We start from the raw sequence: 24776 nt of genomic DNA on the forward strand, positions 1-24776 counted from the left end.
CGCCACCACAGAAAGACAACGCACATGCTGCTGATCTCATGCCCCAACTGCGGCCCCCGGGATGAAACCGAATTCCACTACGGCGGCCAGGCCCACGTGGCGTACCCCGAAAACCCGAACGAACTGAACGACGTGGAGTGGTCCCGGTACCTCTTCTACCGCGCGAACACCAAAGGCACGTTCGCCGAGCGCTGGGTCCACAGCACCGGCTGCCGCCAATGGTTCAACATGCTCCGCGACACCGTGAGCTATGACATCAAGGCCGTCTACCCTATGGGCGCGCCCCGCCCCGACCTGGCCGGACGGCAGACCGCGGAATCCGGCACTGCCAGCACCGCCGCCGACAGCACCACCACCGGGACCGCCGCACCCGACACCTCCGGCACAAGCATTTCCCCCGCCACCCCTGCAGCCCCGGAAGGAGCAGCCCAGTGACTTCCCAGAACACCCGCCTCGCAACCGGCGGCCGCATCGACCGCACCATCTCCTGGCGTTTCACCGTCGACGGTGAGGAATACACCGGCCACCCCGGGGACACGCTCGCCTCCGCACTGCTCGCCAACGGCCGCGTCGCCGTCGGCAGCTCCCTCTACGAGGACCGCCCCCGCGGCATCCTGGCTGCCGGCGTGGAGGAACCCAACGCCCTGGTCAAGATCGCTCCCCGCTTCCCGGGCCACGTGGCCGAGTCCATGCTGCCCGCCACCACGGTGTCCCTGGTGGACGGCCTGAAGGCCGAACTGCTCAACGGACTGGGCCGGCTGGATCCGGACGAGGACCGCGCCGAGTACGACAAGAAGTACGTCCACACCGACGTCCTGGTTATCGGCGGCGGCCCCGCCGGCTTGGCTGCCGCCCGCGAAGCCGTCCGCACCGGCGCCCGCGTCATGCTGCTGGACGACCAGCCCGAGCTGGGCGGGTCGCTGCTCTCCGGCTCCACTTCGCCGGAGCTTGCCGAGACCATCGAGGGCAAGCCGGCACTGGAATGGGTTGCCGATGTGGAGGCCGAACTGGTCTCCGGCGCCGAATCCACCGTCCTGAACCGCACCACCGCGTTCGGCGCCTACGACGCCAACTACGTCATTGCCGTGCAGAACCGCACCGACCATCTCTCCAGCCCCGCCGCTCCCGGCGTGTCCCGCCAGCGGATTTGGCACATCCGTGCCCAGCAGGTTGTGCTGGCCCCCGGCGCCCACGAGCGTCCGCTGGTGTTCGAGAACAACGACCGCCCGGGCATCATGCTCGCCTCGGCGGTCCGTAGCTACCTGAACCGCTTCGCGGTGGCCGCCGGCCAGCGCGTGGTCATCAGCACCACCAATGACAGCGCCTACGCCCTGGCCGCCGACCTCCAGGCTGCCGGCGTCAAGGTTGCCGCCGTCGTGGACGCCCGGGCGCAGATTTCGCCGGTGGCAGCCGCTGCCGTCGAGGCAGGCACCCGGGTGCTGATCGGCAGCGCCGTTGCCAACACCTCGGCAGACGCGGACGGCCGCCTGAACGGCGTCACCATCCGCAGCCTCAACGACGACGGCGAACTCACCTCGGGCGTCGAGCAGATGGCCTGCGACCTGCTGGCCGTGTCCGGCGGCTGGAGCCCGCTGGTGCACCTGCACTCCCAGCGCCAGGGCAAGCTGCGCTGGGACGAGGACCTCGCCGCGTTCGTGCCCAGCACCGTGGTCCCCAACCAGCAGACCATCGGCTCCGGCCGCGGCTCCTTCGCCACCCAGGACTGCCTCGCCGAAGGCATTTCCGCCGGTGCCTCCGCAGCCATCGCCGCCGGCTTCAGCTCCGCCGTCGAGCCGTCCCCGCTGGGTGAGCCGAAGGCCGTCGCCCCCACCCGCCAGCTGTGGCTGGTGCCGGGGGAGAACGGTACCCCGGACGACTGGCACCACCACTTCGTGGACTTCCAGCGCGACCAGTCCGTGGCCGACGTCCTGCGGTCCACCGGAGCCGGCATGCGCTCCGTTGAACACGTGAAGCGCTACACCTCGATCAGCACCGCCAACGACCAGGGCAAGACCTCCGGCGTCAACGCCATTGGCGTCATCGCCGCGGCACTCCGCACGGCCGGCGAAGCATCCCGCGGCATCGGCGACATCGGCACCACCACGTACCGCGCACCGTTCACCCCGGTGGCCTTCGCGGCACTGGCCGGCCGCCAGCGCGGCGAACTCTTCGACCCCGCCCGCATTACGTCCATCCACCCGTGGCACGTGGCCAAGGGCGCCCTGTTCGAGGACGTGGGACAGTGGAAGCGGCCCTGGTACTACCCGCAGGCCGGCGAGGACATGGACTCAGCCGTGCTGCGCGAATGCGCCGCAGTCCGCGAGTCCGTGGGCTTCATGGACGCCACCACCCTGGGCAAGATCGAGATCCGCGGCAAGGACGCGGGCGAGTTCCTGAACCGTGTCTACACCAACGCGTTCAAGAAGCTGGCCCCGGGTTCGGCACGGTACGGAGTCATGTGCACGCCGGACGGCATGATTTTCGACGACGGCGTCACGCTCCGCCTCGACGAGGACCGCTACTTCATGACCACCACCACCGGCGGTGCCGCCAAGGTGCTGGACTGGCTGGAGGAGTGGCTGCAGACCGAATGGCCGGAACTGGACGTGCACTGCACCTCGGTGACCGAACAGTGGAGCACCATCGCCGTCGTCGGGCCGAAGTCCCGCGCCGTGATCGCGAAGCTGGCACCGGAACTCGCTGCCAACGGCGGCCTGGAAACCGAGGCTTTCCCGTTCATGACGTTCCGGGAAACCACGCTCGCTTCCGGCGTCCGTGCCCGGGTCTGCCGGATCTCCTTCTCCGGTGAACTGGCCTACGAAATCAACGTTCCCACCTGGTACGGGCTCAACACCTGGGAAGCGGTGGCCGCTGCGGGTGCCGAGTTCAACATCACCCCGTACGGCACCGAGACCATGCACGTGCTGCGCGCCGAAAAGGGCTACCCCATCGTGGGGCAGGACACCGACGGCACCGTCACCCCGCAGGACGCGGGCATGGAATGGATCGTCTCCAAGGCCAAGGACTTCATCGGCAAGCGCTCCTACTCCCGGGTGGACCAGCAGCGCGAAGACCGCAAGCACCTGGTCAGCGTCCTGCCGGTGGACGGCACGCTGCGGCTGCCCGAAGGCACCCAGCTGGTGGAAAAGGGCCGCTCCACCAACCCGGCCTACGGGCCCGTGCCGATGGAGGGCTTCGTCACCTCCAGCTACCACAGCGCAGCACTGGGCCGGTCGTTCGGCCTGGCCCTGATCAAGAACGGCCGCAACCGCATCGGCGAAACCCTGGTGGCCGCCGCCGGCGACCAGCTGGTGGACGTGGTTGTGGCAGAAACAGTGCTTTTTGACTCCGAAGGGACCCGTAAAGATGGCTGAAACAGCAGCATCCCCCGCCCAGAGCTCCGCGGAAAAGAACCTCTCCGTCCGCATCAGCCCGGCAGCACAGCTGCGGGAGGCCTTCACGGCCGGCTCGCTGGCGGGCACGGTGGAACTGTCCGAGCGGCCCTTCCTCACCTTGGTGGGACTCCGGGCTTACGCCGGCTCCGAAGCCGGGCAGCGGCTCGCTTCGGTCACCGGCGGCCTGCCCGCTCAGTGCGGCGGCGTCGTGGCCAACGGTGATATCTCGGTCCTCTGGCTGGGACCGGGCGAGTTCCTGGTGGTTGCCCCCACAGAGGCGCACGAGTCCCTGGGCGGCGACCTGATCCAGGCCCTGCAGGACGCCCTGGCCGACGGCCAGGGCCAGGTGGTGGACCTCTCCGCCAACCGGACCACTTTCGAGTTGAGCGGCCCCCGGGCACGGGCCGTCCTCGAGAAGGGCTGCCCGCTGGACCTGCACCCCCGGGAGTTCAAGGCCGGGACCGCCTACTCCACCGAGATCGCGAACATCCCCACGATCCTGTGGAAGACGGGTGAGGACTCCTTCCGGATCTTCCCCCGGGCGTCCTTCGCCGAATTCGTGGGCCGGTGGCTCCTGGACGCCATGCGGGAGTATGCGTCACCCGAGGTCCCCTAATGGCGCTCAGCGTCCTTGACCTGTTTTCCGTTGGCATCGGGCCCTCGTCGTCACACACGGTGGGCCCGATGCGGGCGGCCAAGCAGTTCGCCGACGGATTGAAAGCTGACGGGCAGCTCAGCTCCACCGTCCGCGTCCAGTCGGAACTGTTCGGTTCGCTCGGTGCCACCGGGCGGGGGCACGGCTCCGACAAGGCCGTTGTCCTGGGGCTGCAGGGCCTGGAACCGGAAACCGTGAACACCTTCACGGCCGATGACCAGGTGGCGGCGGCCGCCCTGGACGCTGAACTCCACGTTGCCGGCACTCACCGGGTGGACTTCAACTGGGACGAGGACGTTGTGCTGCACCGGCGCAAGTCCCTTCCGGCGCACCCCAACGGCATGACATTCCGGGCCCTTGACCACAACGGGTCCGTGCTGAGCGAGCGGAGCTTCTATTCAATTGGGGGCGGCTTCGTAGTCGACGGCGACGCCGAGGGCGCGGACAAGGTGGTGGCGGATGACACCGTCCTGCCCTACCAGTTCAGCACCGCGGACCAGTTGCTGGAGATCTGCAGCCGCGAAAACATGTCCATCTCCGACGTCATGCTCGCGAATGAGCTGACCTGGCGGACCGAGGCCGAGCTCCGGGAAAAGCTCCTGGGGCTGTGGGCCGTCATGCGCGAATGTGTGCAGAACGGCTGCAACGCCGAGGGCATCCTGCCCGGCGGGCTGAAAGTGCCCCGCCGCGCGCCGGCCCTGTTCCGCACCCTGACGGCCTCCGCGGCCAGCGCGGAAGCCGCGGCAGCAACGCCGTCGCCCGTCCAGGCCCCGGCGGACCCGCTGCTCGCCATGGAGTGGGTGAACCTGTTCGCCCTCGCCGTGAACGAGGAGAACGCCGCCGGTGGGCGGATCGTTACGGCCCCCACCAACGGTGCCGCCGGGATCGTGCCGGCCGTGCTGCACTACTACGTGAAGTTTGTTCCGGGAGCCGACGACGACGGCGTGGTCCGCTTCCTGCTGGCGGCGGCCGCCGTCGGAATCCTCTTCAAGACGAACGCCTCTATTTCGGGCGCCGAGGTCGGCTGCCAGGGCGAGGTGGGTTCGGCCTGCTCCATGGCCGCCGCCGGCCTTTGCGAGGTGCTGGGCGGAACGCCCGCCCAGGTGGAAAACGCCGCCGAGGTGGGGATTGAGCACAACCTGGGCCTGACCTGCGATCCAGTGGGAGGCCTGGTGCAGATCCCGTGCATCGAGCGGAACGCCATCGCCAGCGTCAAGGCCATCAACGCGGCCCGGCTGGCCCTGCACGGGGACGGCAGCCACAAGGTCTCGCTGGACAAGGCCATCAAGACAATGCGTGACACAGGAGCTGACATGAAAACCAAGTACAAGGAGACCTCCCGCGGAGGCCTTGCCGTGAATGTGATCGAGTGCTGAGCCATGACTGCTACTGAAACCTCCGTCCCCGCCCCGAAGACGCCCACCAGCGTGGAGCATGTCCTCACCCTGGACTGCCCCGAAGGGCCGGGCATCGTCCACGCCGTCTCCGGCTTCCTGCTGGAACACGGCTGCGACATCATCGACAACAACCAGTTCGGGGAGCGGTCCGAGGGCCACTTCTTCATGCGCGTGCATTTCGTCTCCGAGGGGGACGACTCCACGCTGCAGGTCCTGCGGGACTCGTTTGCCCCCGTGGCCGAAAAGTTTGGCATGCGGTGGCAGTTGGAACGCCAAGGCTCCAAGCGCAGGGTGCTGATCATGGTGTCCAAGTTCGGCCACTGCCTGAACGACCTGCTGTTCCGGGCACGGATCGGCGAGCTGCCGGTGGATGTGGTGGCCGTGGTGTCCAACCACCGGGACCACCAGGCACTGGTGGAGTGGCATGGCATCCCGTTCCACCACATCCCGGTCACGGCTGACACCAAGCCCGAGGCCGAAGCCCGGCTGATGGAGCTGGTGGACGGACTGGACGTCGAGCTGGTGGTGCTGGCCCGCTACATGCAGGTCCTCAGCGACGACCTGACCCGCAAGCTGGACGGCAGGGCCATCAACATCCACCACTCGTTCCTGCCCAGCTTTAAGGGCGCCAAGCCGTACCACCAGGCCTACGCGCGCGGGGTCAAGACCGTGGGCGCCACCGCACACTACGTCAACGCCGAGCTGGACGAGGGACCCATCATCTCCCAGCAGGTGGTGGACGTGGACCACACCTACGGTCCCGAGGAACTGGTGGCCGCAGGCCGCGACACCGAATGCAAGGCCCTGTCCAACGCTGTCCGCTGGCACTGCGAAGGACGGGTCATCCTGCGGGGCAACCGGACCGTGGTGCTCCGCTAGCCGGACGGTCCCGGCCGCAACAACTGTTCATGCCCCTGTCTGGCGCCAACTGGCACCCGGCAGGGGCATTTTGCATTTAAGGCCTTGTTGCCGGCCCGCGCGGCGTTGCGCTGACCGACAACAACTGATCACTGCACGACAAAGCGCTGCACAAGTCCTTTGCCAAGCTGAGTCCCACAGACATTTCCCCCACTCATGACCGCTAAGAAGGATCCAATGAGTATTTCCAATTCCGAGTCCCGGACCACTGACGCTCCGGCCAAGGAGCATTCCACTGCCCTCCGCGCCGGCAGCATCGGCGTGCTGGGCATCCTTTTCTTCGTCCTCTCGGCGCAGGCGCCCCTGACGGGCATCGTGGGCGCCTCGCCGCTCGCCGCAGCGCTCGGCAACGGTGCCGGCGCCCCCGGCGCCTACCTCATCGTGGGCATCGTGATCGTCATCTTCGCGGTGGGCTTCGTGGCCATGAGTCGCAGGATCCAGGCCAACGGCGCCTTCTATGCCTACATCACCGCCGCGTTCGGCAGGAGGACCGGTGCCGGCGCAGCCTGGCTCGCATTGCTGGCCTACAACACGGTCCAGGCCGCAATGTACGGGCTCTACGGGGCCGTGTTCTCCGGGCTGCTGGCCTCCATGGGACTCGAGGTGCCGTGGTGGCTGCTGGCCCTGGCCACCATGGCGGGCGTCCAGGTCCTCGGGTCGCTGAACATCGAACTCGGTGCCCGGCTCCTGGCCCTGCTGGTGGGCCTGGAGGTCGCGGTGCTGCTGCTGTTCGGCTTCACCGTGCTGTTCCGCGGCGGGGGACCGGAGGGCCTTGAGCTTGCGGCGTCCTTCTCGCCGGCGGCAATCGGCGCCGGAGCTCCCGGCGTGGCCATCATGTTTGCCGTGGCGTCCATGTTCGGTTTCGAATCCACGGCGATCTATTCGGCGGAAGCCAAGGATCCGCACCGCACCGTTGCCCGTGCCACCTATCTTTCCGTGGGCGTCATCGCCGTCTTCTTTTCCTTCACCTCCTGGATGCTGGTCAGCTACTACGGCCCCTCCCAGGTGATGGATGCTGCCGGGGCGGCGCTGGAAACAGGGGACGCCACCGTCTTCGTCCTGGGGCCCATGGTGGAACTCTTCGGCCCGTGGGCCGGGGTGGTGACCGGCGTCCTGCTGGTCACGTCGCTGCTGGCCGGCATCATCGCCTTCCACAACGGCATCAACCGGTACCTCCACTCCCTGGCCCTGAACGGCTCCATGCCTGCAGCCGTGGCCAGGACCAACCGGCACCGCGCCCCGGCCGTGGCAGCGTGGATCCAGACCGGCGCCGCCGTCGTGCTCGTTGCCCCCTTCGCCCTCCTGGGCCTCGACCCCGTGCTGAGCCTCTTCTCCTGGTTCAGCGGGCTGGCAGTTGCGGCACTGCTGGTGCTGTACATCCTCTGCTCGGTGGCCGTCGTCGGGTTCTTCCGCCGGGAGCGCATCACAGGCCAGCCGTGGCAGACCCTGGTGGCTCCGGCGCTCGCCGCCCTCCTGCTGGCGTGGATCCTGTTCCTGGTGGTCAGCAACTTCACCGCGCTGATCGGCGGCAGCACCGAAACCGCGGTGGCCCTGCTGGTGGCCGTCCCCGCCGTTTACGTGGCAGGCGTGCTGGTGGAGGGGCAGGTGCAGCGCCGGCAGGCAGCCGCGAACCTGGGAAGCAGCCGCCTCTAGGACGCTTGCCCGGCAGGGCCGGGAGGCAGCTTTTCACTGGCCCGCGGGGGAGCAGCAGCTCCCCGGCGGGCCAGCCTGTGTGCCAGCACGAAGACCCCCGCGAGCAGCACCGCCGCAGCGCCCGCCACGCCGCCCCCGGCAGGCCACAGCCCGGCCAGGCCCAGGAGGGCCGGAGCAGTTGCCGTGACCTGGCTGGACAGCACCAGGCTCCAGCCGGCCAGCGGATCCAGGCGCGTGACGCCCAGTGCCGCGGAGGCAAAAAGCATGCCCCACAGTATGGACCAGCACAGCCACAGGACAGCCAGCAGCGGGTCGGTGCCCAGCCAGGCTGCGGCGAGGACCAGTCCGACGGCGGCCACCTTGCCGCAGAACCAGCCGACGCCCTTGGATCCAAGGCCCAGCAGGACATCCAGGCCCACGTAGGCGTAGGTGGTGCCGAACAGGAACATCCCCGCGACGGTGAGCGGCGCAGTGCCGCCTACCGCCAGGCAGGCGATGCCGAGCGCCAGTTGGGTGCAGCCCACCAGGAGGCTGAAGGCCCCGGCGTCCCGGCGGGGAAGGAACCCCAATGTTCCCAGGCCGTTGATCAGGAGTGCTGCCCCGGAGAGCAGCAGGCAGATGTCGGCCATCAGAAGGCCGCCCGGTGGTTCGCACAAGTCGGGCGTCTTTTCACAACACGGAATTGGAATGCCACATTCCGGATATTAGGGTGGAATCCGCGCCGCTGGCTACAGGCCTCCGGTCATAATCGTATAAGTTGAAGTATCAACTTTTGTACGCGCCGGAGCCGCCGGTGCGGCGGGGAATAGGCAAGGAAGCAGTTCATGGACGCACGGCTGGAGGCTATTCGGGACACCGTCCTGGCGCGGAATCCCGGCGAGGCGGAATTCCACCAAGCGGTGGTGGAGGTCTTTGAAAGCCTCGGCCCGGTCCATGACCGGCACCCTGAATTCCTCGACGCCGCCATCCTGGAGCGCCTCTGCGAACCCGAGCGCCAGATCATCTTCCGCGTGCCGTGGACCGATGACGCGGGGCGGGTGCAAATCAACCGGGGCTTCCGGGTGGAGTTCAACTCGGCGCTGGGTCCCTACAAGGGCGGGCTGCGGTTCCATCCGTCCGTCTACCTGGGCATCGTAAAGTTCCTGGGTTTCGAGCAGATCTTCAAGAACGCCCTCACCGGGATGCCGATCGGCGGAGGCAAGGGCGGGTCCGACTTTGACCCGCGCGGCCGCAGTGACGCCGAGGTGATGCGGTTCTGCCAGTCCTTCATGACCGAGCTGTACCGGCACATTGGCGAGTACACGGACGTCCCGGCAGGCGACATCGGCGTGGGCGGGCGCGAAATCGGCTACCTCTTTGGCCAGTACAAGCGCATTACCAACCGGTATGAATCCGGCGTGCTGACCGGCAAGGGGATCTCCTGGGGCGGCTCGCTGGTCCGCCCGGAGGCCACGGGCTTCGGCACCGTGATCTTCACGCAGGAAATGCTGAAGACCCGCGGCACCTCGTTCGACGGCCAGCGCGTGGTGGTGTCCGGGTCGGGCAACGTGGCCATTAACGCCATCGCCAAGGCGCAGTCCCTGGGCGCCACTGTGGTGGCCTGCTCCGACTCCTCCGGCTACATCGTGGACGACGCGGGGATCGACGTCGGGCTCCTGCGCGAGGTCAAGGAAGTGGAACGCGGCCGGCTCAAGGACTACGCCGTCCGCCGTCCCGGCGTCTTCTATGTTGACGGCGGTTCAGTGTGGGACGTCGATGCCACCGTGGCGCTGCCCTGTGCCACGCAAAACGAGCTCGACGGCGGTGCTGCCGCGAGGCTGGTGCGGGGCGGCCTCCTCGCGGTGGGTGAAGGGGCCAACATGCCGTCCACCCGGGACGCCGTGGCAGTCTTCCAGGAGGCAGGGGTGCTCTTTGGCCCCGGCAAGGCCGCCAACGCCGGCGGTGTGGCCACCTCGGCGCTGGAGATGCAGCAGAACGCCAGCCGGGACTCATGGTCCTTTGAGCACACGGAGGAGCGGCTGACGGACATCATGGTGGGAATCCACCACCGGTGCGCTGCCACCGCCGACGAGTACGGCGAGCCGGGAAACTATGTCCTGGGCGCCAACATTGGCGGGTTCGTCAAAGTGGCCGAGGCCATGCTGGCGCAGGGCCTGATCTAGCGGACGCGGTGTAGCCTAGCCGCCGCGCCGCCAGTCGCTGGGGGAGACGCCGAACGCATCCCGGAAGGTCCGGCTGAAGTGCGCGGCATCAAGGATTCCCCACCGGGCGGCGATGGCGCCCACCGGCTGTCCCGCGTGCAGGGGGTCCCGCAGGTCACGGCGCGCGCCCTCCAGCCGCTGGCTTCGGATCCAGTTGGCCACCGTGGTGCCGGATTCGTGGAAGACGTTGTGCAGGTGCCGGGTGGAGATGAAGTGCGCCGCGGCAATGCTGGCGGGTGACAGCGTAGGATCCGATAAGTTGGCCTCGATGTATTCCCGGATGGATACAGCCAGGAGCGCTTGCGGTTTCATCCGGTCCGGGGTCATGTCCATCTCGGCGTGCAGCATGGTGGAGACCAGGTCCAGGGCGTTGGTTGCCAGGCGGGAGCCGCTGGGACCGTTCAGGACCTCCAGGTTGTCCGAGAGTTGGCGGATGAATTGCCCCACGATACCGCTGAGTCCGGTGGCGTCCATGCGGACGGCGGCGAGCTGCCCCACGTAGTCCGGCGGCAGGGACAGGGCGTCGCAGGGGAACATCACCACCATCATCCGCGCCTGCTCTTCAAAGGTGAGGGTGTAGGGGCGGTTGGTGGCGTAGATGGCAAGGTCGCCCGGCTGGAGGACTGCCTCGCGGTTGTCCTGGATCAGCAGGCCGGTGCCCTCCAGCTGGAGGTTGAGCTTGAAGTAGCGCTCGCCGGCCCGGGCAATCAGCGCCGGCGTGCGGTGCACCTCGTGCGACGTGGCAGTGACTTCCACGATGGACATGCGGTCCAGCACGCGGGAGCGCATCTGTCCGCGGAAGCCGTCCACGTCCGCGGTGCTGGCGGCCAGGGGCACGAAGGACTCGGCCACCAGGTGCTTCCAGTGGTCGAAGGATGTGGCGATGCGGGACGTGAGCTGCTGCCCGGCGGACCCGGACGGGCTATGTGCTGGCATGGATGATCCTGACGACGACGGACGGCCATCTGACTCTCCCCCGGACTATGTCGTGGAACACAGTCCACTCAGGTTATTGCGGCACCAATCTTTTTTCAACAGTTGGCGAAAAAAAGACCTCCCCCGGCTGAGGGGTTAGGTGTTCCTGCCACGGGCGGCCACGCGCCAGCGCTCCACAAGGCTTCCGTTGCTGACGACTGCGACATCGTCCACCAGGTTCATGGCCAGGCACACGTGGTTGGGGATGACGCGCAGCCGTCCGCCCAGCGCCGGCGGTTCTTCCGGGCTGTGCCACTCCACGGTGGCGTGGTGCTCCGAAAGGGCCGTGATCCTCGCCTCCGGATGACCAAGCAGTCGCCCGTAACCGGTGGCCCAGGAGGGCTTGTCACTGCCGAGGATCTTGCTGCCGGCGTCGACGATAAAGCGGGGCGTCATGCCGGGTTCCACCGCATGATGGCTCACCACGGTGGCTGCCACCGTGAGCGCAATATCCTCCGGGGCGCAGCGGCCCAGCTCAAGCTGCTGGGCGTCGCCGAAAACGTAGACGCCCGGACGGACCTCCGTGGCGCCGGAATTTCCAGTGAGCAGCGCAGTGGGTGTGGATCCTCCGCTTCGCACCCTTGCCGTGAACCCGCTTGCCGCCAGGGCTTCCGCCGCAAGCTGTAGTGCCTCCTGCTCCTGCGCCGCCGCCTCGGCGGGCATGCCTGGAGCGTAGCTGTGGCCGGGAAAAGTGAACACGCCCGCAACGTCCAGCCCGGCGTCGGATGCTGCCCGGGCAACCTCCGTTGCAGACTGCGGGCGTACCCCGCTGCGGTGATGGCCGCTGTCCACCTCCACCAGCACCCTGACGTTTCCCGCCGCCGGCCCCAGTCCCTGGCCAAGCCGGGCGGCACCTTCCGCGGAGTCCACACCCACGGTGAGTTCCGCCCTTCCGGCGAGGCGCCTGAGCCGTCCGGCCTTCCGGTCGGACAGCCACAAAGGGTAGGCGATGAAAAGGTCGTCCACGCCGGCATCGGCGAAGACTTCCGCCTCGCCAATGGTGGCGACCGTCAGCCCCGTGGCGCCCGCGGCAAGCTGGCGGGCGGCAATCTCCGGGATCTTGTGCGTCTTGGCATGGGGCCGAAGGATGAGTCCCTTGGCCCGGACGGTATCCGCCATGCGGGCAATGTTCCGGTCAAGGATGTCCAGGTCGACCAGGATGCCCGGCGTCTCGATGTCCGCGGGGATCATTTGCGCCGTCATGCGGCTAGCAGGGTGAGGTAGCCGTCAAGCTGGGCGGCGTGGCCAAAGTCGGCCCCGCCTTCCGGGGCAAGCGCCGCCTCGATCTGGGCGCCGAGCAGCATGTTGAGGAGCTGGCCGGCCAGGATGGAATCGTCGACGGCGGCACGGACGTCGCCGGCTTCGCGCGCCTCTGACAGGAATCGCTGGATGGTGTCCAGCCACGCGGCCATGGACTGCTGGTGGATCTGCGCTTTCTGGGCGTCATTGACGGCCTTCTGCCAGAACGGGATCACGATCCGCGCTTCGTTGACGCGCTCCTCGTCCAGGGGCAGTACCTCCAGGCAGAAGGCCCGCAGCGCTGCAATGCCGTTCTTGCCCGCAGTCACTTGTGCAATCCGCTGGTTGGTCCGGTTGAAGACGTGGCCGAAGGCAAATTCGAGGAGGGTGTCCTTGGTGGGGAAGTAGGGCTTCAGGGCGCCATTGGCAAACCCGGCCTCCATGGCGATCTCGCGCATGGTGGCCCCTTCGAGGCCCTGCCGGGCGATGATCCGCCACGTGGCGTCAACGAGCTCCAGCCGGCGCTCGTCATGGTCAACTATCTTCGGCACCGCTGGCACTCCCGGGAAATATTTCGCTCAGACTCTTGTGAGCCATGTTACGGACGTTTATTCTCTACAACTATAGAAAATAAACCACCAGCGGCCGACTGCGGCCCGGACAAAGGTTTCACCATGACTCTTGCACCAACCCGCACTGCATCCCCCTTCAGCCTGGCAACGGCGCCGGAAATCCTTGAAGTACGTTCCATCCTGCAGGCGGCAGGCCAGTTGGAACCACAGCACCGGATTGCCTACCTGGGCCTCCTGGAGCCACCGCGTGGCGCGGCACCCAAGGAGGCGGACCGCCGCTTCCGGGTCTTTGTCCACGATGTCTCCGGCGCGGCGCCGCGCGACGTGATCGTCTCGGTCACGCAGCAAAAGGTGCTGTCCGCCGTCGAACTCGATACCGCGGCGACCGGCGAACTGCCGGTCCTTGAGGAGGAATTCGAGCTGGTGGAGGCCCTCCTTGCCACCGACACACGCTGGCTCAAGGCTTTGGAGGACCGGGGCCTGGATGTTGAAAAAGTGCGTGTGGCGCCGCTTTCGGCGGGCGTCTTTGAATATGCCGAGGAGAAGGGCCGGCGGATCCTGCGGGGCCTGGCGTTCGTCCAGGACTTCCCCGAGGACAGCGCGTGGGCCCATCCCGTGGACGGCCTGGTGGCCTACGTGGACGTGGTGAACAAGGAGGTCACGCAGGTGATCGACCTGGGCGCCATGCCCATCCCCGCGGAGCACGGCAACTACACCGATCCGGAACTGACCGGCCCGCTCCGCACTACCCAGAAACCCATCAACATCACCCAGCCTGAAGGCCCCAGCTTTACCGTGACCGGCGGCAACCACGTGGAGTGGGAAAAGTGGAGCGTGGACGTGGGCTTCGATGTCCGCGAGGGCGTGGTCCTGCACAACCTGGCGTTCCGGGACGGTGACCGGCTGCGGCCGATCATCAACCGGGCCTCCATCGCCGAAATGGTGGTCCCGTACGGCGATCCGTCGCCCATCCGGTCCTGGCAGAACTACTTCGACACCGGCGAATACCTGGTGGGCCAGTACGCCAACTCCCTGGAGCTGGGCTGCGACTGCCTGGGCGACATCACCTACCTCAGCCCGGTCATCAGCGACGCCTTCGGCAACCCGCGCGAGATTTGGAACGGCATCTGCATGCACGAGGAGGACTGGGGCATCCTGTCCAAGCACAGTGACCTGTGGAGCGGCGTCAACTACACCCGGCGCAACCGCCGCCTGGTGATCTCCTTCTTCACCACCATTGGCAACTACGACTACGGCTTCTACTGGTACCTCTACCTGGACGGCACCATCGAGTTCGAGGCCAAGGCAACCGGCGTCGTCTTCACCTCCGCGTTTCCGGAGGGAGGCTCGGACAACATCTCCCAGCTGGCCCCCGGCCTGGGCGCCCCGTTCCACCAGCACCTGTTCAGCGCGCGGCTGGACATGGCAGTCGACGGGTTCACCAACCGGGTGGAGGAAGAAGACGTGGTCCGGCAGGCGATGGGCCCGGGCAACGAGCGGGGCAACGCCTTCTCCCGAAAGCGCACCGTCCTGGCCCGCGAGTCCGACGCGGTCCGGGAGGCCGACGCCCGCGCCGGCCGCACCTGGATCATCTCCAACCCGGAGTCCCGCAACCGCTTGGGCGAGCCGGTGGGCTACAAGCTCCACTCCCACAACCAGCCCACCCTGCTCGCTGACCCCGAATCCTCGATTGCCCGCCGCGCCGCATTCGCCACCCAGGACCTTTGGGTCACCCGCTACGCCGAGGAGGAGCGGTACCCCACGGGCGACTTCGTCAATCAGCACGCCGGCGGCGCCGGCTTGCCCGGGTACGCGGCCCAGGACCGGGATATCGACGGCCAGGACATCGTGGTCTGGCATACCTTCGGCCTGACTCACTTCCCGCGGGTGGAGGACTGGCCCATCATGCCCGTGGACACCGTGGGCTTCAAGCTCCGCCCCGAAGGTTTCTTCGACCGCAGCCCGGTCCTGGACGTGCCCGCCAACGTCAACGCGGCGTCGGCGTGCCACAGCGAAGGCACCAGCGTTGGCTCCTGCCACTAGCCGGGGACTTCATTCCCGGCTGTGCGCGCTGGTCACTGCGGCGTCCTGCCTGGTGCATGTGTGGGTGGCCGCTTCCGGCGGGCACGGCGTCTGGCTCGGACTCCTGATGGTGGCGCTCGCCGCCGTCTGCGTCCCCTGCACCGTCCACATCTGGCGCCACGGAAGAGTGGGGGCACTCCACCGGGTGACTGCCGCCGCCGTGGCGATGGCCGGCCTGCACGCGGTCCTGCTGCTGGGCGCGGGAGGTGCGGGGCACGCCCACGGCGGGGGAGCGCCGTCGTCCGCTTTCGAGGTGACCAACAGTAGCCGACTGCTGCTGGTTATCGGACTGGAACTAACGACGGCGATGCTCGCCGCCACGCTCGTGGCACGGCTGCGGCGGCAGGCGGGGCTTAACCCCGTTCCCTGGCAGGCTCCCCGGCGCGGCGGGAAGAGACGGTAATCTCCGCCACGCGTTCCAGCCGGGGGTGAAGGTTGTCCCCGCCGTCCACCACGCCTTTCTGCCACCATAGCTTCAGCCCCCCGGGCACCACCTCGAGGCTGGCCAGGTTGTTGTCGAACCACGGGCCCTTGATGCCGGACCACTGGAACGGCGGCGCTTGGACTTTAGCCGAGCGGGCAATGGCGGCGCCCACGGGGGCGGCCAGGCCGTAGGACATGACAGCGCCGAAGGACCGCAGCAGCCGGGGCAGCGGGTTGCGGATGGGGGAGCAGACCGCCTGGATGATCCTGCTGCCTTCGCTCCGCTCCACTTCAGAGACGTAGGAAAAGTGCACATCGCCGGAAAGGAAGGTCACCGTTTCCGGTGCCGGGCCGCGCCGGCCATCTGCCACCTCCATGGCCATCGCCGCCACTTGCCGGAAGCTCTTTTGGAAGGCTGCCCAATGCTCCAAGTCGAAGGCCTGGCGCAGCTTCTCGGCGGCGCGGGCAGCGCGTTTCCCCCACGCGCCCTCCGAAACGGCCTCGTCCCAGGATTCGAGGTGATGCAGGCCCATCGGCAGCAGGAACGGCAGGGACGTGGCCACCAGCAGGTGCCGGAAGCCGCCCTGCATCCGGTCGTCCAGCCAGGCGGTCTCTGCGTCATCCAGCAGGGCGCGGCGGTCCGGTGCCAGGTTCCGAGCGGCACGGGAATCAACCACGATCAGCCGGGTGTCACCGAAGTCGCGGCAAAAACTCCACCGGTAAGCCTCCGGGTTTTGGTCTGCCTGCGCCGCAAAGGCGTCCAGCTCGGCGCTGAGGTCCAATTCCCCGCTGCCGCTGTGAGCGGCAACTTTCTGCCAGAGGCGATCCGCAGCGCGCGCCTGCGGCGAAAGGTTCCCGAGGTGCTGGTAGACCCAGTAGGACGCCAGCCCGGCTACGATTCGCCCACGCCACCAGCTGGCGCTCTGCATTTCCTCCCGCCAGCTCCGCGACGCGTTCCAGTCGTCCCGGATGTCATGGTCGTCAAAGATCATGGCGCTGGGCAGGGTGGACAGCAGCCACCTGTTGGCCGGGTCGGACCAGGCCAGGTAGTAGAGGTGGGCGTACTCCTCGTAGTCCTTGAGCTCCTCGCCGGGAGGCTCCTTAATGTCCCTCCGCGTTTTGATGAACTCCTGCATCTGGTCGCTGGTGGAATCGGCGTAGACCTGGTCTCCGAGGAATGCCACCAGATCGGGCCAGGGTTCCTTTCCGTTCGAGCTCCTGTCCATGGCGTACGCGCGCAGGGCGTCCACGCCATGACTGCGGTTGCCGGAGGCATCATGGGGGACGCTGGTCCGGCAGGAACCGAACGCCAGCCGCAGCGGCTTGCCCGGCTTGAGCGTGGCGATCACCGGCGGCGGGAAACCCGGCTCCTGCTCCGGCCATACCTGGCGTCCGTTGATCTCCACCGTGTACGGCGTTACCGTTCCAGGCTCAAGTCCATCCACGTCAACCAGGGCGTAATGGTGCCCGTGCACGGCAAAGGTTGAAGCCGTCCATTCCCTGCCGCCGGCCTGCACGGATACCTGGGAAGAGTCGCGGGTTTCCACCCAGACGCTCGCCGTCGTCTCCTCCACGAACCGCATCATGGGACCTAGCACCAGCGCTGAGGAAGTCATCTTTCAGTTGTACCCGCTGGGGCGCGGGGCGGCTATGGGGAAACCCGCAACTTGTCTTCCTAGCGCTCCGCGAACCAGTCCCGCGCGGGATTGGTCACGGCGGGTGCCGAACGGTCCAGTCCGGGTTGGGCAGCCCATTGGACGCCGTTCGCCAGGACGCGCTGGATCTGCGGGTGGTGGTACACCGGGTATTCCTGGTCGCCAGGGCTGAAGTAGAAGATGCGTCCCTTGCCGCGGGTGAACGTGACGCCGGAACGGAACACCTCGCCGCCGGCGAACGAGCTGATGAAGATCAGGTCGTCGGGGTCGGGAATATCGAACAGCTCGCCGTACATCTCCTGTTCCGGGATCACGATGGGGCTGTCCACGCCCTCGGCGATGGGATGCGACGGCTTCACGGTCCACACAAGCTCGCGTTCGCCCTCGTTCCGCCACGCCAGCGAGCAGCTGGTGCCGAGCAGCCGGGTGAAGATCTTTGCGAAGTGCCCCGAATGGAGCACGATCAGTCCCATGCCGCCCAGAACGTGGCGCTGGATGCGCTCGACGACGGCGTCGCCCACCTGGTCATGGGCGATGTGGCCCCACCAGAGGAGGACGTCCGTTTCGGCAAGCACCTCCTCGCTGAGCCCGTGCTGGTCGTCGGTGGCGAGGACCGCCGTCGTAATCTCCGACTCCGGGTAAAAGGAGCGCAGGCCTGCTGCGATGGCGCCGTGGATGCCGTCCGGGTAGATCTCCCTGATATGGGCTGGCTCGTTGTTGGCCTCGTGGACACCTTCGTTCCAGACCAGGATCCTCAGTTTTTCACCCATTAGAGACGAACCTCCCTTTGCTCCCGCGCCGACTGGTAGCACGCGTCGATGATGTGTGCCCGGTAGAGGGCCAGCGATCCGTCATGCCCGCGCCAGGCCTCCGGGCCGCCGCGGACGGCTGTCACGAAGTCCTCCACCACGGCATCATGCGCCCGGCCCGGGAGGACCGGAGGCACATAATCCGCGGACTCCCCGTCCTTGTCGGTGAACACCCGGAGCTGGCCGACGGGCGGGAAGGGTGCGCCCTGCACCTTGAGCTCGGCGCCGCCGTCGGTTCCGTAGACGGTGAAGTCCAGCAGGTCGTCGGTTTCCCGGTACGTCGCCCAGCTGGCCTCGATGAGCAGCGTTCCGCCGCCCTCGAGCCGGAGGAAGGCGGACGCGAAGTCCTCCACCTCGAACGCGTGGCTTGAAGCCAGGGCTGAGTAGGCGCTGCCGCCGCCCCGCCCCTGCGGGCCCAGCTCGGAGTGGGTGGCGGCGGACACTGCCAATACTTTGGGTTCGCCCAGCAGGTGCAGGGCGTAGTCCAGGGCGTGGACACCGATATCGGCCAGGGGCCCGCCGCCGGCGAGTTCGGGGTTGGTGAACCAGCTGCCCAGCGTGGGGATGCCGGAACGGCGCAGCCACGATGCCTTCGCATAGTAGGGGCGCCCAAGGCCGCCGTCGTCGATGACCTGCTTGAGCGCCTGGATGTCGCCGCGGCGGCGGTGGTTGAAGGCGACGTCCAGGACCCGACCGGCTTTGCGGGCGGCATCCACCATGGCTTGGCCCTCGGCGGCGTTGCGCGCGATGGGCTTTTCGCTCAGGACGTGCAGGCCCCGCTCAAGCGCAGCAACGGCGATGGGTGCGTGCAGGAAGGTGGGCACTGCCACGCTGATGGCGTCCAGCCCGCCGTGGTCCAGCATCTCCTGCCAGTCCGCAAACCCGTGCGGAATGCCGTACTCGGCCTGGAGTGACTCGCGGAGGTCCTGTTCCATGCCGGCCAGCGACACAATGCGTACGCCTGGAAGCGCATCGTAGGCCTTCAGGTGCTGCTGCCCGGCCCAGCCGATGCCGACGACGCCGACCCTCAGTTCTGGAACAGGTGCTGCGGCCGGCGTGGCTGCCTGCTGGCCGACGGGCTGCTGGTTGTTCAAGGGTGTGCTTCCTTCGGATCGGGACTTTCACGGTTCATGGTGGAATCGATTCCACGAGGCCGCTACAAGCGCATTTGAATAACGTTGGAATCGATTCCAAAATTCTTCCAGTGCCTGCTCTCCACTGTCAACCCTTTTTATCGGGCCGTCGATTCCCGCACCACCAGCTCATGGGGAAGGAAGGTGCGCCCGCGGCGGGGTTCGCCCGGTCCGGTCATGCGGTCGAAAAGTGCCTCGAAGGCAAGCCGGCCCATGTCGTACGCCGGCTGCCTGATGGTGGTCAGCTCCGGAACGCACATCTCCGCCTGGATCGAATCGTCGAAACCCGCCACGGCAATATCGCCGGGCACGTTCAGGCCGGCATCAGTAATTTCCCGGACGCAGCCGGCGGCCACGGTGTCGCTGCCGCAAAAGACGGCGTCCGGCAGCGGGTCCAGGGTTAGCAGTTCCCTGGCGAGGCGGCGCCCGGCATGGAAGTCGAACCCGCCATCCGTGAAGAGCGTGTGAGCGGGCGGCAGGCCTGCTTCTGCTGCAGCACTGCGGAACCCTTCCTCGCGCAGCCTGCCTGAGCGGGCGGCCCGGTTGCCGATCATTGCAAGCCTCCGGTTGCCGGTTTCGATTAGATGCCGGGTGATGTCGAAGGCGGCTTGGCGGTCATCGATGGACACGCCGAATGCTGCCTCCGCGTCCCCCACTTCGCACAGCTGCACCACACTGAGCTGGGCGGCCAAAGCCTCCACGTCGTCGTCCGGCATGGTGGGTGAGAACAGCAGCAGCCCGTCAACGGAGCCGTTGCGGAGCATGTCCACGAGCTGCTGCTCCCGCTCCGGGTCGCCCGACGTCGGCGCGATGAGGCTGACATAACCCGACATTGCTGCTGCGTCACCCACTCCGCGGAAGGCCTCGCTGATGATGGGTGAGTCGAGGGTCTTGGCAAGCGCCAGGATGCGCATTGTCCGGTCGCGCCGCAGGTCGCGCGCGGAGGCGAGCGGCCGGTAGTTGAGCTGGCGGATGGCTCCTGCCACCTTTTCCCTGCTTGCTACGCTCACGGCAGGGCTGCCATTCAGGACCCGGGATACTGTCCCTACGGACACTCCCGCCGTCCGGGCGACGTCCTGCACTGTCGCTCTCGCCATGTCCGTCTCTGTCCTTCCGCCGGCAGGGTTTGCCAAGCTGCCCGGGTTTTTCCAGCTTAGCCGCGCCAGGGCCACTGCAGCTGTGGCGTAGCCCTGAACCCGGGTGAGGATGACTGAAACCATCATTTAACACACCCGAAACCCAGCTCAAAACCCCCGCCATACAGTTGGATCCAGACGGCAATAGCCGCCCTCCGCTGAACGTGGTACTGACTCCGCGTCCCTCCTCCGGAGTGGCTCTGACAGGCGATTTCCGTTCTCTCCTCGCATCACGAAAGGGGTTTCCCAATGGATTCGGGAAATGTCGCTTGGATTCTGGCCAGCGCAGCGCTGGTCTGCATGATGATCCCCGCCCTGGCCCTGTTCTACGGGGGCATGGTGGGTTCGCGCCGCATCCTCAACATGATGATGATGTGCTTCGGCGGCGCCAGCCTGGTCGCCGTCCTGTGGGCGCTGTTTGGGTACTCACTGGCCTTCGGGAACTCCGTGGGCGGCCTGGGGCTGATCGGGGACGTCACCGAGTTCCCGGGGATGGGGCAACTGCTGGCCGCGGACGAGGGGGCGTCCATCCCGGTCATCCTGTTCGCCGCGTTCCAGCTCTTCTTCGCCTGCGTCACAACGGCCCTGGTGGCCGGTGCGGCGGCAGGACGCATGAAGTTCGGCGCCTGGATGCTCTTCGCCGGCATCTGGGCCACTATCGTCTACTTCCCCATTGCGCACTGGGTCTTCGCCTTCTCCTCCGCGGACGGCAGCGTGACTGGCGGCTGGATTGCCAGCGGCATCAAGGCCATCGACTTCGCAGGCGGGACGGCCGTGCACATGAACGCCGGCGCCGCCGCCCTCGCCCTGGCACTGGTCCTGGGCAAGAGCTCGGGCTGGCCCAAGATGGAACACACCAAGCCGCACAGCCGGCCTCTGGTCCTGGTTGGCGCCGGCCTGCTGTGGGTGGGCTGGTTCGGCTTCAACGCCGGGTCGGCACTGTCTGCCGGCCAGTCGGCGTCGGTGGTTTTCCTGAACACCGCCGTGGCAGCGTCCGCCGGCCTCCTCGCCTGGGCCCTCGTTGAGCGGCTCCGCAACGGAACCGCCACCAGCATGGGCGCTGCATCCGGCCTGGTCTCGGCACTGGTCGCCATCACGCCCGCCTGCGGCTCGGTCAGCCCACTGGGTGCGATTGCCATCGGCCTGATCGCCGGCGCCGTCTGCTCGCTTGCGATCGAGCTGAAGTTCCGGCTCGGCTTCGACGACTCGCTCGACGTCGTTGGTGTCCACCTGGTGGGCGGCATCCTCGGCACCCTGCTGATCGGCCTCTTCGCCACCGACGCCGCCCCGAACGCCGTCAACGGGCTCTTCTACGGCGGTGGCCTGGACCTCCTGGGCGTGCAGTCGCTGGCAACGGTCACGGTCCTGGCGTACTCGTTCGGCATCACCTGGATCCTGGCAAAGATCCTGGACAAGACCGTGGGCCTGCGCATCAAGCCGGAGGACGAGATGCGCGGCATCGACCTCGCGGCCCACTCCGAACTGGCGTACCTGACGGACGAGGACCCGGTGGAGCTGGGCTCACCGCACCGCGGCTAGCTTCATCAGGGCCTTGGGCCCGCCCCCGAATCAGGCAGAGGGCCAAGCCCTGGACCGGTGCCGGCAGCAGCTGGCTTATAGTTCCAGGGTTTGGCCCGCTGTCGTGCGTGCTGCCTTCAGTGTTCGGTGCACACCAGGACGCCGTCACGGACTTCCAGGACGGCCGCCCGGACGTGGCTCAGGCGCGTGCGCGGGCCCGCTTCCATGCTGCCGATGTCCTCCCCGCCCCAGTACGGATGCGTGAAGTACACCAGCAGGGCCCGCTCCGCGCCGTCCCCGCCGGCGGGAAGCGGCACCACGTCCGCATGGCGTCCGACGACGGGCCGGCCGCCTGCCGTTTCAGGCGCGGTGAGGATGAGGCCGTCCAGGTGCTCTTGCCGTGTCCAGTCGCCCGCGGCATCTTCAGAGCGGTAGACGGCCAGGCCCCGCCATTCGTCCACGATCATCCAGTACGCCTCGGCCATCCGGAACACCTTGGGCCCTTCGTGGGGGCGCCCGGAAATCGCGACTCCTTCCAGGACCCACGATGCCGGGTCCTCCGGCGTGTCACTGACCGCGCTGTAGGTGTTGCAGTCGCGGGTTTCGTCCTTGTACCAGAGCCGGTAGCGGCCGTCCCCGCAACGTGCCACGGCCGCATCGATGGCCCGCGGGGAGTCCAGGTCAATGGCACCAAGGTATTCCCAGTGCTCCAGGTCCTTGCTGGCGAACTGCACGATGCCCGCCTGCCCGGTCCAGTCAGTCCTTACTCCGGGCAGCACGGTAAGGTACATGATCCACTGGCTGCCAATACGGACGACGTCGGGCGCCCAGAGGGTTGCGGGCTGTTCAGTTCCCGGCGTCGTGAGCCCGTCCACGGTGCCCTGGTAGGTCCAGGTGGCACCACCATCCGATGACCGCGCGACGCCGATACCCGTATCGTGCACCCATTCGACGCCGGTCAGGCCAGCTTTCGTGGCCCGGCGCTGCGTGTAGAACAGGACCCACTCGCCCCTGAGATGGTCGGCCGCCAGGATGGGGTCAGTGGGGCCGTCCCATACCGGGTCGCGGTAGGGAACCGTGAAGGCATCGGGGCGCAGGGGAGCCAGGGTGGTGATGGCCTTGTCCGTGGCAGGTGTAGCCAGCACAATTTCTCCAACGTTGTAGTTGCGGTTGTGATCCAGCATAAAGGGCGATGAGCGGTGTGAACATTGGCTGCCTCGTTCTTGTTGGGATCCCTTTACCGTCATGCGCTGGACGTATACTCCGAACATGCCAAAAACGAGCCTCAACCGAAGCATCCACGCTCAGCAGTCCGCCGTCGGGAAGCGCGGGAGCGAACTGTGAGCGGCGGTCTCGTTGCCCTGCTGGATGACGTCGCAGCCCTGGCCCGGATAGCTGCCGCCTCGGTGGACGACGTCGCGGCCGGCGCCGCCAAGGCAGGAGCTAAGGCCGCCGGCGTCGTCATCGACGACGCCGCCGTCACGCCGCAGTACGTCTCCGGCAGGGACCCGTCGCGCGAGCTGCCGATGATCAAGAAGATCTTCTGGGGCTCGCTCCGGAACAAGCTCCTGGTCATCCTGCCGGCCCTGCTGCTCATCAGCGCCTTCGCCCCGTGGGCCATCCCGTTCATCCTGATGCTGGGCGGCACCTACCTTTGCTACGAGGGGGCCGAAAAGGTCTGGCACAAGATCCGCGGCCACCACGCCGCGGAAGAGGACTCTCCGGCGGTTGACCGCGGACCGGGTGCCGAGGCCAAGGTGGTCAAGGGCGCCATCACCACGGACTTCATCCTGTCCTGCGAAATCATGGTCATCTCGATGAACGAGGTGGCCGCTGAATCAATATGGACCCGGGCGCTCATCCTGGTAGTGGTGGCCCTCGTCATCACGGTCCTTGTTTACGGCGCGGTTGCCCTCATCGTGAAGATGGACGATATCGGCCTCCACCTGGCCACCAAGGACTCCGCCGGCTCCAAGCGACTTGGCGAAATGCTCGTCAAGGGGATGCCCGCGGTGCTGGCGGGGATCACCTTCATCGGGACCATCGCCATGCTGTGGGTCGGCGGCCACATCATGCTGCAGGGCGCATACGACCTTGGCTGGCACGCGCCCTATGACCTGGTCCATGTCCTTGAGAAACCCTTTGCCGGGATTGCAGTGGTGGGCGGCCTCCTCGCCTGGCTCGTGAACACGCTGTGCTCGGCAGTACTCGGGTTGGCCTGGGGCCTGCTCGTCATGGCTGTTGTGCACCCGCTGCTGAAGGCCCTTCCGATCGGCAAGAACAAGGGCGGGCACGAGGAAGGCGACATCCGCGCCGAACTCGCCGGATACCGGCCAACGAAACGCGACGGCGAGCCCGCTCAACGGGAAGGCGATGCCGCCCATTAGCCAGTAGGCCGCAGCGCAGAGGCTGTTTTGTCAGACCCTCCTGCAATGCTTTGGGTATGGGCGGCACAACGGCGGAGGGCGTGGACGGCAGGGACGCGGTTGCAGCTGCCCTGGCGTCTGTGACCGGGTTCGCTGACGAGCTTGCGGGTGTTGTTGCCGGCAACTCTTCCGGCTGTGAAGAAAGTGATCCATTACGGGCGTTCCCGACGGACTGCCTGGACGGGTTGGCGTTGCTCGCCAGACTGGAGGCGGCCACTGCGGCGGTGAAAGTGCGGTTGGTGGCCGGGCATGCCGGGGCAGTTGCCGCGCTGCACGACCCGGACGCCGGTCCGCAGTGGGTGGCCGGCCAGCAAATGGCTGTGGTGGCCGAAGTCGCCTGCGTCCTGACCATCGGCGAACGCGCCGCGGGCGCGCTGATCGGTGCATCGCACGCTTTGACCAGCAGCCTGCCTGCAGCATTGGACGCGCTGCAGGCCGGGACGGTGTCGTGGCAGAACGCCCAGGTCCTGGTGGACGAGGCCACGGGCCTGTCGCCCAGGTCCTGGTGGACGAGGCCACGGGCCTGAACGCCGCCGGCGCGGCGGCCCTGGAAGCTCACTTCCTCACCCCCGGCGCGGCTGGTCCTGAC

Annotated in this window: 21 protein-coding genes; 12 read left to right on the plus strand and 9 right to left on the minus strand. The window is 67.3% G+C overall.

Annotation, left to right across the window (positions count from 1 at the left end):
- Positions 1-24: 24 nt before the first annotated feature.
- From AC5RU7_RS18360 to AC5RU7_RS18385, 6 genes are all read left to right on the plus strand, one after another.
- Positions 25-435 carry a sarcosine oxidase subunit delta gene (locus AC5RU7_RS18360; protein ID WP_494053444.1) on the plus strand — a complete coding sequence of 137 codons (411 nt, stop codon included), beginning with the start codon at positions 25-27 and terminating at the stop codon, positions 433-435.
- Positions 432-3374: a sarcosine oxidase subunit alpha family protein gene (locus AC5RU7_RS18365; RefSeq protein ID WP_494053445.1), complete on the plus strand. Its 2943-nt coding sequence runs from the start codon at positions 432-434 to the stop codon at positions 3372-3374. The genes AC5RU7_RS18360 and AC5RU7_RS18365 overlap by 4 nt, the downstream gene beginning before the upstream one ends.
- The gene (locus AC5RU7_RS18370; protein ID WP_494053446.1) at positions 3367-4011 is read left to right on the plus strand and encodes a sarcosine oxidase subunit gamma; all 645 of its coding nucleotides are present in this window, start codon (positions 3367-3369) and stop codon (positions 4009-4011) included. Before AC5RU7_RS18365 ends, AC5RU7_RS18370 begins: the two co-directional genes overlap by 8 nt.
- Entirely contained in the window at positions 4011-5426 is a 1416-nt protein-coding gene (locus AC5RU7_RS18375) for an L-serine ammonia-lyase (RefSeq protein WP_494053447.1), read from the plus strand. Before AC5RU7_RS18370 ends, AC5RU7_RS18375 begins: the two co-directional genes overlap by 1 nt.
- A 3-nt stretch (positions 5427-5429) precedes the next feature.
- Positions 5430-6326 carry a formyltetrahydrofolate deformylase gene (gene purU, locus AC5RU7_RS18380; protein ID WP_494053448.1) on the plus strand — a complete coding sequence of 299 codons (897 nt, stop codon included), beginning with the start codon at positions 5430-5432 and terminating at the stop codon, positions 6324-6326.
- Between the two features lie 216 nt (positions 6327-6542).
- Positions 6543-8018 (plus strand): APC family permease, encoded by a 1476-nt coding sequence (locus AC5RU7_RS18385; protein ID WP_494053449.1) that lies wholly within the window; start codon positions 6543-6545, stop codon positions 8016-8018.
- Here the strand turns inward: AC5RU7_RS18385 and AC5RU7_RS18390 are convergent.
- Positions 8015-8674 carry an AmiS/UreI family transporter gene (locus tag AC5RU7_RS18390; protein ID WP_494053450.1) on the minus strand — a complete coding sequence of 220 codons (660 nt, stop codon included), beginning with the start codon at positions 8672-8674 and terminating at the stop codon, positions 8015-8017. The genes AC5RU7_RS18385 and AC5RU7_RS18390 overlap by 4 nt on opposite strands.
- A 168-nt stretch (positions 8675-8842) precedes the next feature.
- On the opposite strand from AC5RU7_RS18390, the gene gdhA reads away from it, so the two are divergent.
- Positions 8843-10180, plus strand: a complete 1338-nt coding sequence (gene gdhA / locus AC5RU7_RS18395; protein WP_494053451.1) for an NADP-specific glutamate dehydrogenase — start codon at positions 8843-8845, stop codon at positions 10178-10180.
- A gap of 15 nt (positions 10181-10195) precedes the next feature.
- On the opposite strand, the gene AC5RU7_RS18400 is transcribed toward gdhA, so the two are convergent.
- The 3 genes from AC5RU7_RS18400 to AC5RU7_RS18410 form a co-directional block, all read right to left on the minus strand.
- Positions 10196-11155 (minus strand): AraC-like ligand-binding domain-containing protein, encoded by a 960-nt coding sequence (locus AC5RU7_RS18400; protein ID WP_494053452.1) that lies wholly within the window; start codon positions 11153-11155, stop codon positions 10196-10198.
- 135 nt (positions 11156-11290) lie between these two features.
- Positions 11291-12397 (minus strand): alanine racemase, encoded by a 1107-nt coding sequence (locus AC5RU7_RS18405; RefSeq protein ID WP_494053453.1) that lies wholly within the window; start codon positions 12395-12397, stop codon positions 11291-11293.
- The gene (locus tag AC5RU7_RS18410) at positions 12394-12984 is read right to left on the minus strand and encodes a TetR/AcrR family transcriptional regulator (RefSeq protein WP_494053454.1); all 591 of its coding nucleotides are present in this window, start codon (positions 12982-12984) and stop codon (positions 12394-12396) included. Before AC5RU7_RS18410 ends, AC5RU7_RS18405 begins: the two co-directional genes overlap by 4 nt.
- A gap of 123 nt (positions 12985-13107) precedes the next feature.
- On the opposite strand from AC5RU7_RS18410, the gene AC5RU7_RS18415 reads away from it, so the two are divergent.
- Positions 13108-15048, plus strand: a complete 1941-nt coding sequence (locus tag AC5RU7_RS18415) for a primary-amine oxidase (protein WP_494053455.1) — start codon at positions 13108-13110, stop codon at positions 15046-15048.
- The gene (locus AC5RU7_RS18420; RefSeq protein ID WP_494053456.1) at positions 15032-15490 is read left to right on the plus strand and encodes a hypothetical protein; all 459 of its coding nucleotides are present in this window, start codon (positions 15032-15034) and stop codon (positions 15488-15490) included. The genes AC5RU7_RS18415 and AC5RU7_RS18420 overlap by 17 nt, the downstream gene beginning before the upstream one ends.
- Here the strand turns inward: AC5RU7_RS18420 and AC5RU7_RS18425 are convergent.
- From AC5RU7_RS18425 to AC5RU7_RS18440, 4 genes are all read right to left on the minus strand, one after another.
- Positions 15441-17126, minus strand: coding sequence for an alkaline phosphatase D family protein (locus AC5RU7_RS18425; protein ID WP_494053457.1), 1686 nt, complete (start codon positions 17124-17126; stop codon positions 15441-15443). The genes AC5RU7_RS18420 and AC5RU7_RS18425 overlap by 50 nt on opposite strands.
- A gap of 59 nt (positions 17127-17185) precedes the next feature.
- Positions 17186-17935 carry a ThuA domain-containing protein gene (locus AC5RU7_RS18430; RefSeq protein WP_494053458.1) on the minus strand — a complete coding sequence of 250 codons (750 nt, stop codon included), beginning with the start codon at positions 17933-17935 and terminating at the stop codon, positions 17186-17188.
- A complete protein-coding gene (locus AC5RU7_RS18435) occupies positions 17935-19068 on the minus strand; it encodes a Gfo/Idh/MocA family protein (protein ID WP_494053459.1) in 1134 nt (377 codons plus the stop codon). Before AC5RU7_RS18435 ends, AC5RU7_RS18430 begins: the two co-directional genes overlap by 1 nt.
- Before the next feature lie 137 nt (positions 19069-19205).
- The gene (locus AC5RU7_RS18440) at positions 19206-20204 is read right to left on the minus strand and encodes a LacI family DNA-binding transcriptional regulator (protein WP_494053464.1); all 999 of its coding nucleotides are present in this window, start codon (positions 20202-20204) and stop codon (positions 19206-19208) included.
- A gap of 288 nt (positions 20205-20492) precedes the next feature.
- On the opposite strand from AC5RU7_RS18440, the gene AC5RU7_RS18445 reads away from it, so the two are divergent.
- Positions 20493-21782 carry an ammonium transporter gene (locus AC5RU7_RS18445; RefSeq protein ID WP_494053460.1) on the plus strand — a complete coding sequence of 430 codons (1290 nt, stop codon included), beginning with the start codon at positions 20493-20495 and terminating at the stop codon, positions 21780-21782.
- A gap of 116 nt (positions 21783-21898) precedes the next feature.
- Here AC5RU7_RS18445 and AC5RU7_RS18450 read toward each other — a convergent pair whose 3' ends face one another.
- Positions 21899-22906 (minus strand): family 43 glycosylhydrolase, encoded by a 1008-nt coding sequence (locus AC5RU7_RS18450; RefSeq protein ID WP_494053461.1) that lies wholly within the window; start codon positions 22904-22906, stop codon positions 21899-21901.
- A 195-nt stretch (positions 22907-23101) separates the two neighbouring features.
- Here AC5RU7_RS18450 and AC5RU7_RS18455 point away from each other — a divergent pair, with 195 nt between their 5' ends.
- Positions 23102-24148, plus strand: coding sequence for a DUF808 domain-containing protein (locus AC5RU7_RS18455; RefSeq protein WP_494053462.1), 1047 nt, complete (start codon positions 23102-23104; stop codon positions 24146-24148).
- 56 nt (positions 24149-24204) lie between these two features.
- A complete protein-coding gene (locus AC5RU7_RS18460; RefSeq protein WP_494053463.1) occupies positions 24205-24714 on the plus strand; it encodes a hypothetical protein in 510 nt (169 codons plus the stop codon).
- Positions 24715-24776: the final 62 nt, after the last annotated feature.

The sequence above is a fragment of the Arthrobacter sp. K410C genome (assembly GCF_059090105.1).

Coding starts and splice junctions, on each gene's coding strand:
- AC5RU7_RS18425 (WP_494053457.1), bottom strand. CDS start 17,126: ATGACTTCCTCAGCGCTGGTGCTAGGTCCCATGATGCGGTTCGTGGAG.
- AC5RU7_RS18370 (WP_494053446.1), top strand. CDS start 3,367: ATGGCTGAAACAGCAGCATCCCCCGCCCAGAGCTCCGCGGAAAAGAAC.
- AC5RU7_RS18385 (WP_494053449.1), top strand. CDS start 6,543: ATGAGTATTTCCAATTCCGAGTCCCGGACCACTGACGCTCCGGCCAAG.
- AC5RU7_RS18445 (WP_494053460.1), top strand. CDS start 20,493: ATGGATTCGGGAAATGTCGCTTGGATTCTGGCCAGCGCAGCGCTGGTC.
- AC5RU7_RS18375 (WP_494053447.1), top strand. CDS start 4,011: ATGGCGCTCAGCGTCCTTGACCTGTTTTCCGTTGGCATCGGGCCCTCG.
- AC5RU7_RS18360 (WP_494053444.1), top strand. CDS start 25: ATGCTGCTGATCTCATGCCCCAACTGCGGCCCCCGGGATGAAACCGAA.
- AC5RU7_RS18415 (WP_494053455.1), top strand. CDS start 13,108: ATGACTCTTGCACCAACCCGCACTGCATCCCCCTTCAGCCTGGCAACG.
- purU (WP_494053448.1), top strand. CDS start 5,430: ATGACTGCTACTGAAACCTCCGTCCCCGCCCCGAAGACGCCCACCAGC.
- AC5RU7_RS18405 (WP_494053453.1), bottom strand. CDS start 12,397: ATGACGGCGCAAATGATCCCCGCGGACATCGAGACGCCGGGCATCCTG.
- AC5RU7_RS18400 (WP_494053452.1), bottom strand. CDS start 11,155: ATGCCAGCACATAGCCCGTCCGGGTCCGCCGGGCAGCAGCTCACGTCC.
- AC5RU7_RS18460 (WP_494053463.1), top strand. CDS start 24,205: ATGGGCGGCACAACGGCGGAGGGCGTGGACGGCAGGGACGCGGTTGCA.
- AC5RU7_RS18430 (WP_494053458.1), bottom strand. CDS start 17,935: ATGGGTGAAAAACTGAGGATCCTGGTCTGGAACGAAGGTGTCCACGAG.
- gdhA (WP_494053451.1), top strand. CDS start 8,843: ATGGACGCACGGCTGGAGGCTATTCGGGACACCGTCCTGGCGCGGAAT.
- AC5RU7_RS18440 (WP_494053464.1), bottom strand. CDS start 20,204: ATGGCGAGAGCGACAGTGCAGGACGTCGCCCGGACGGCGGGAGTGTCC.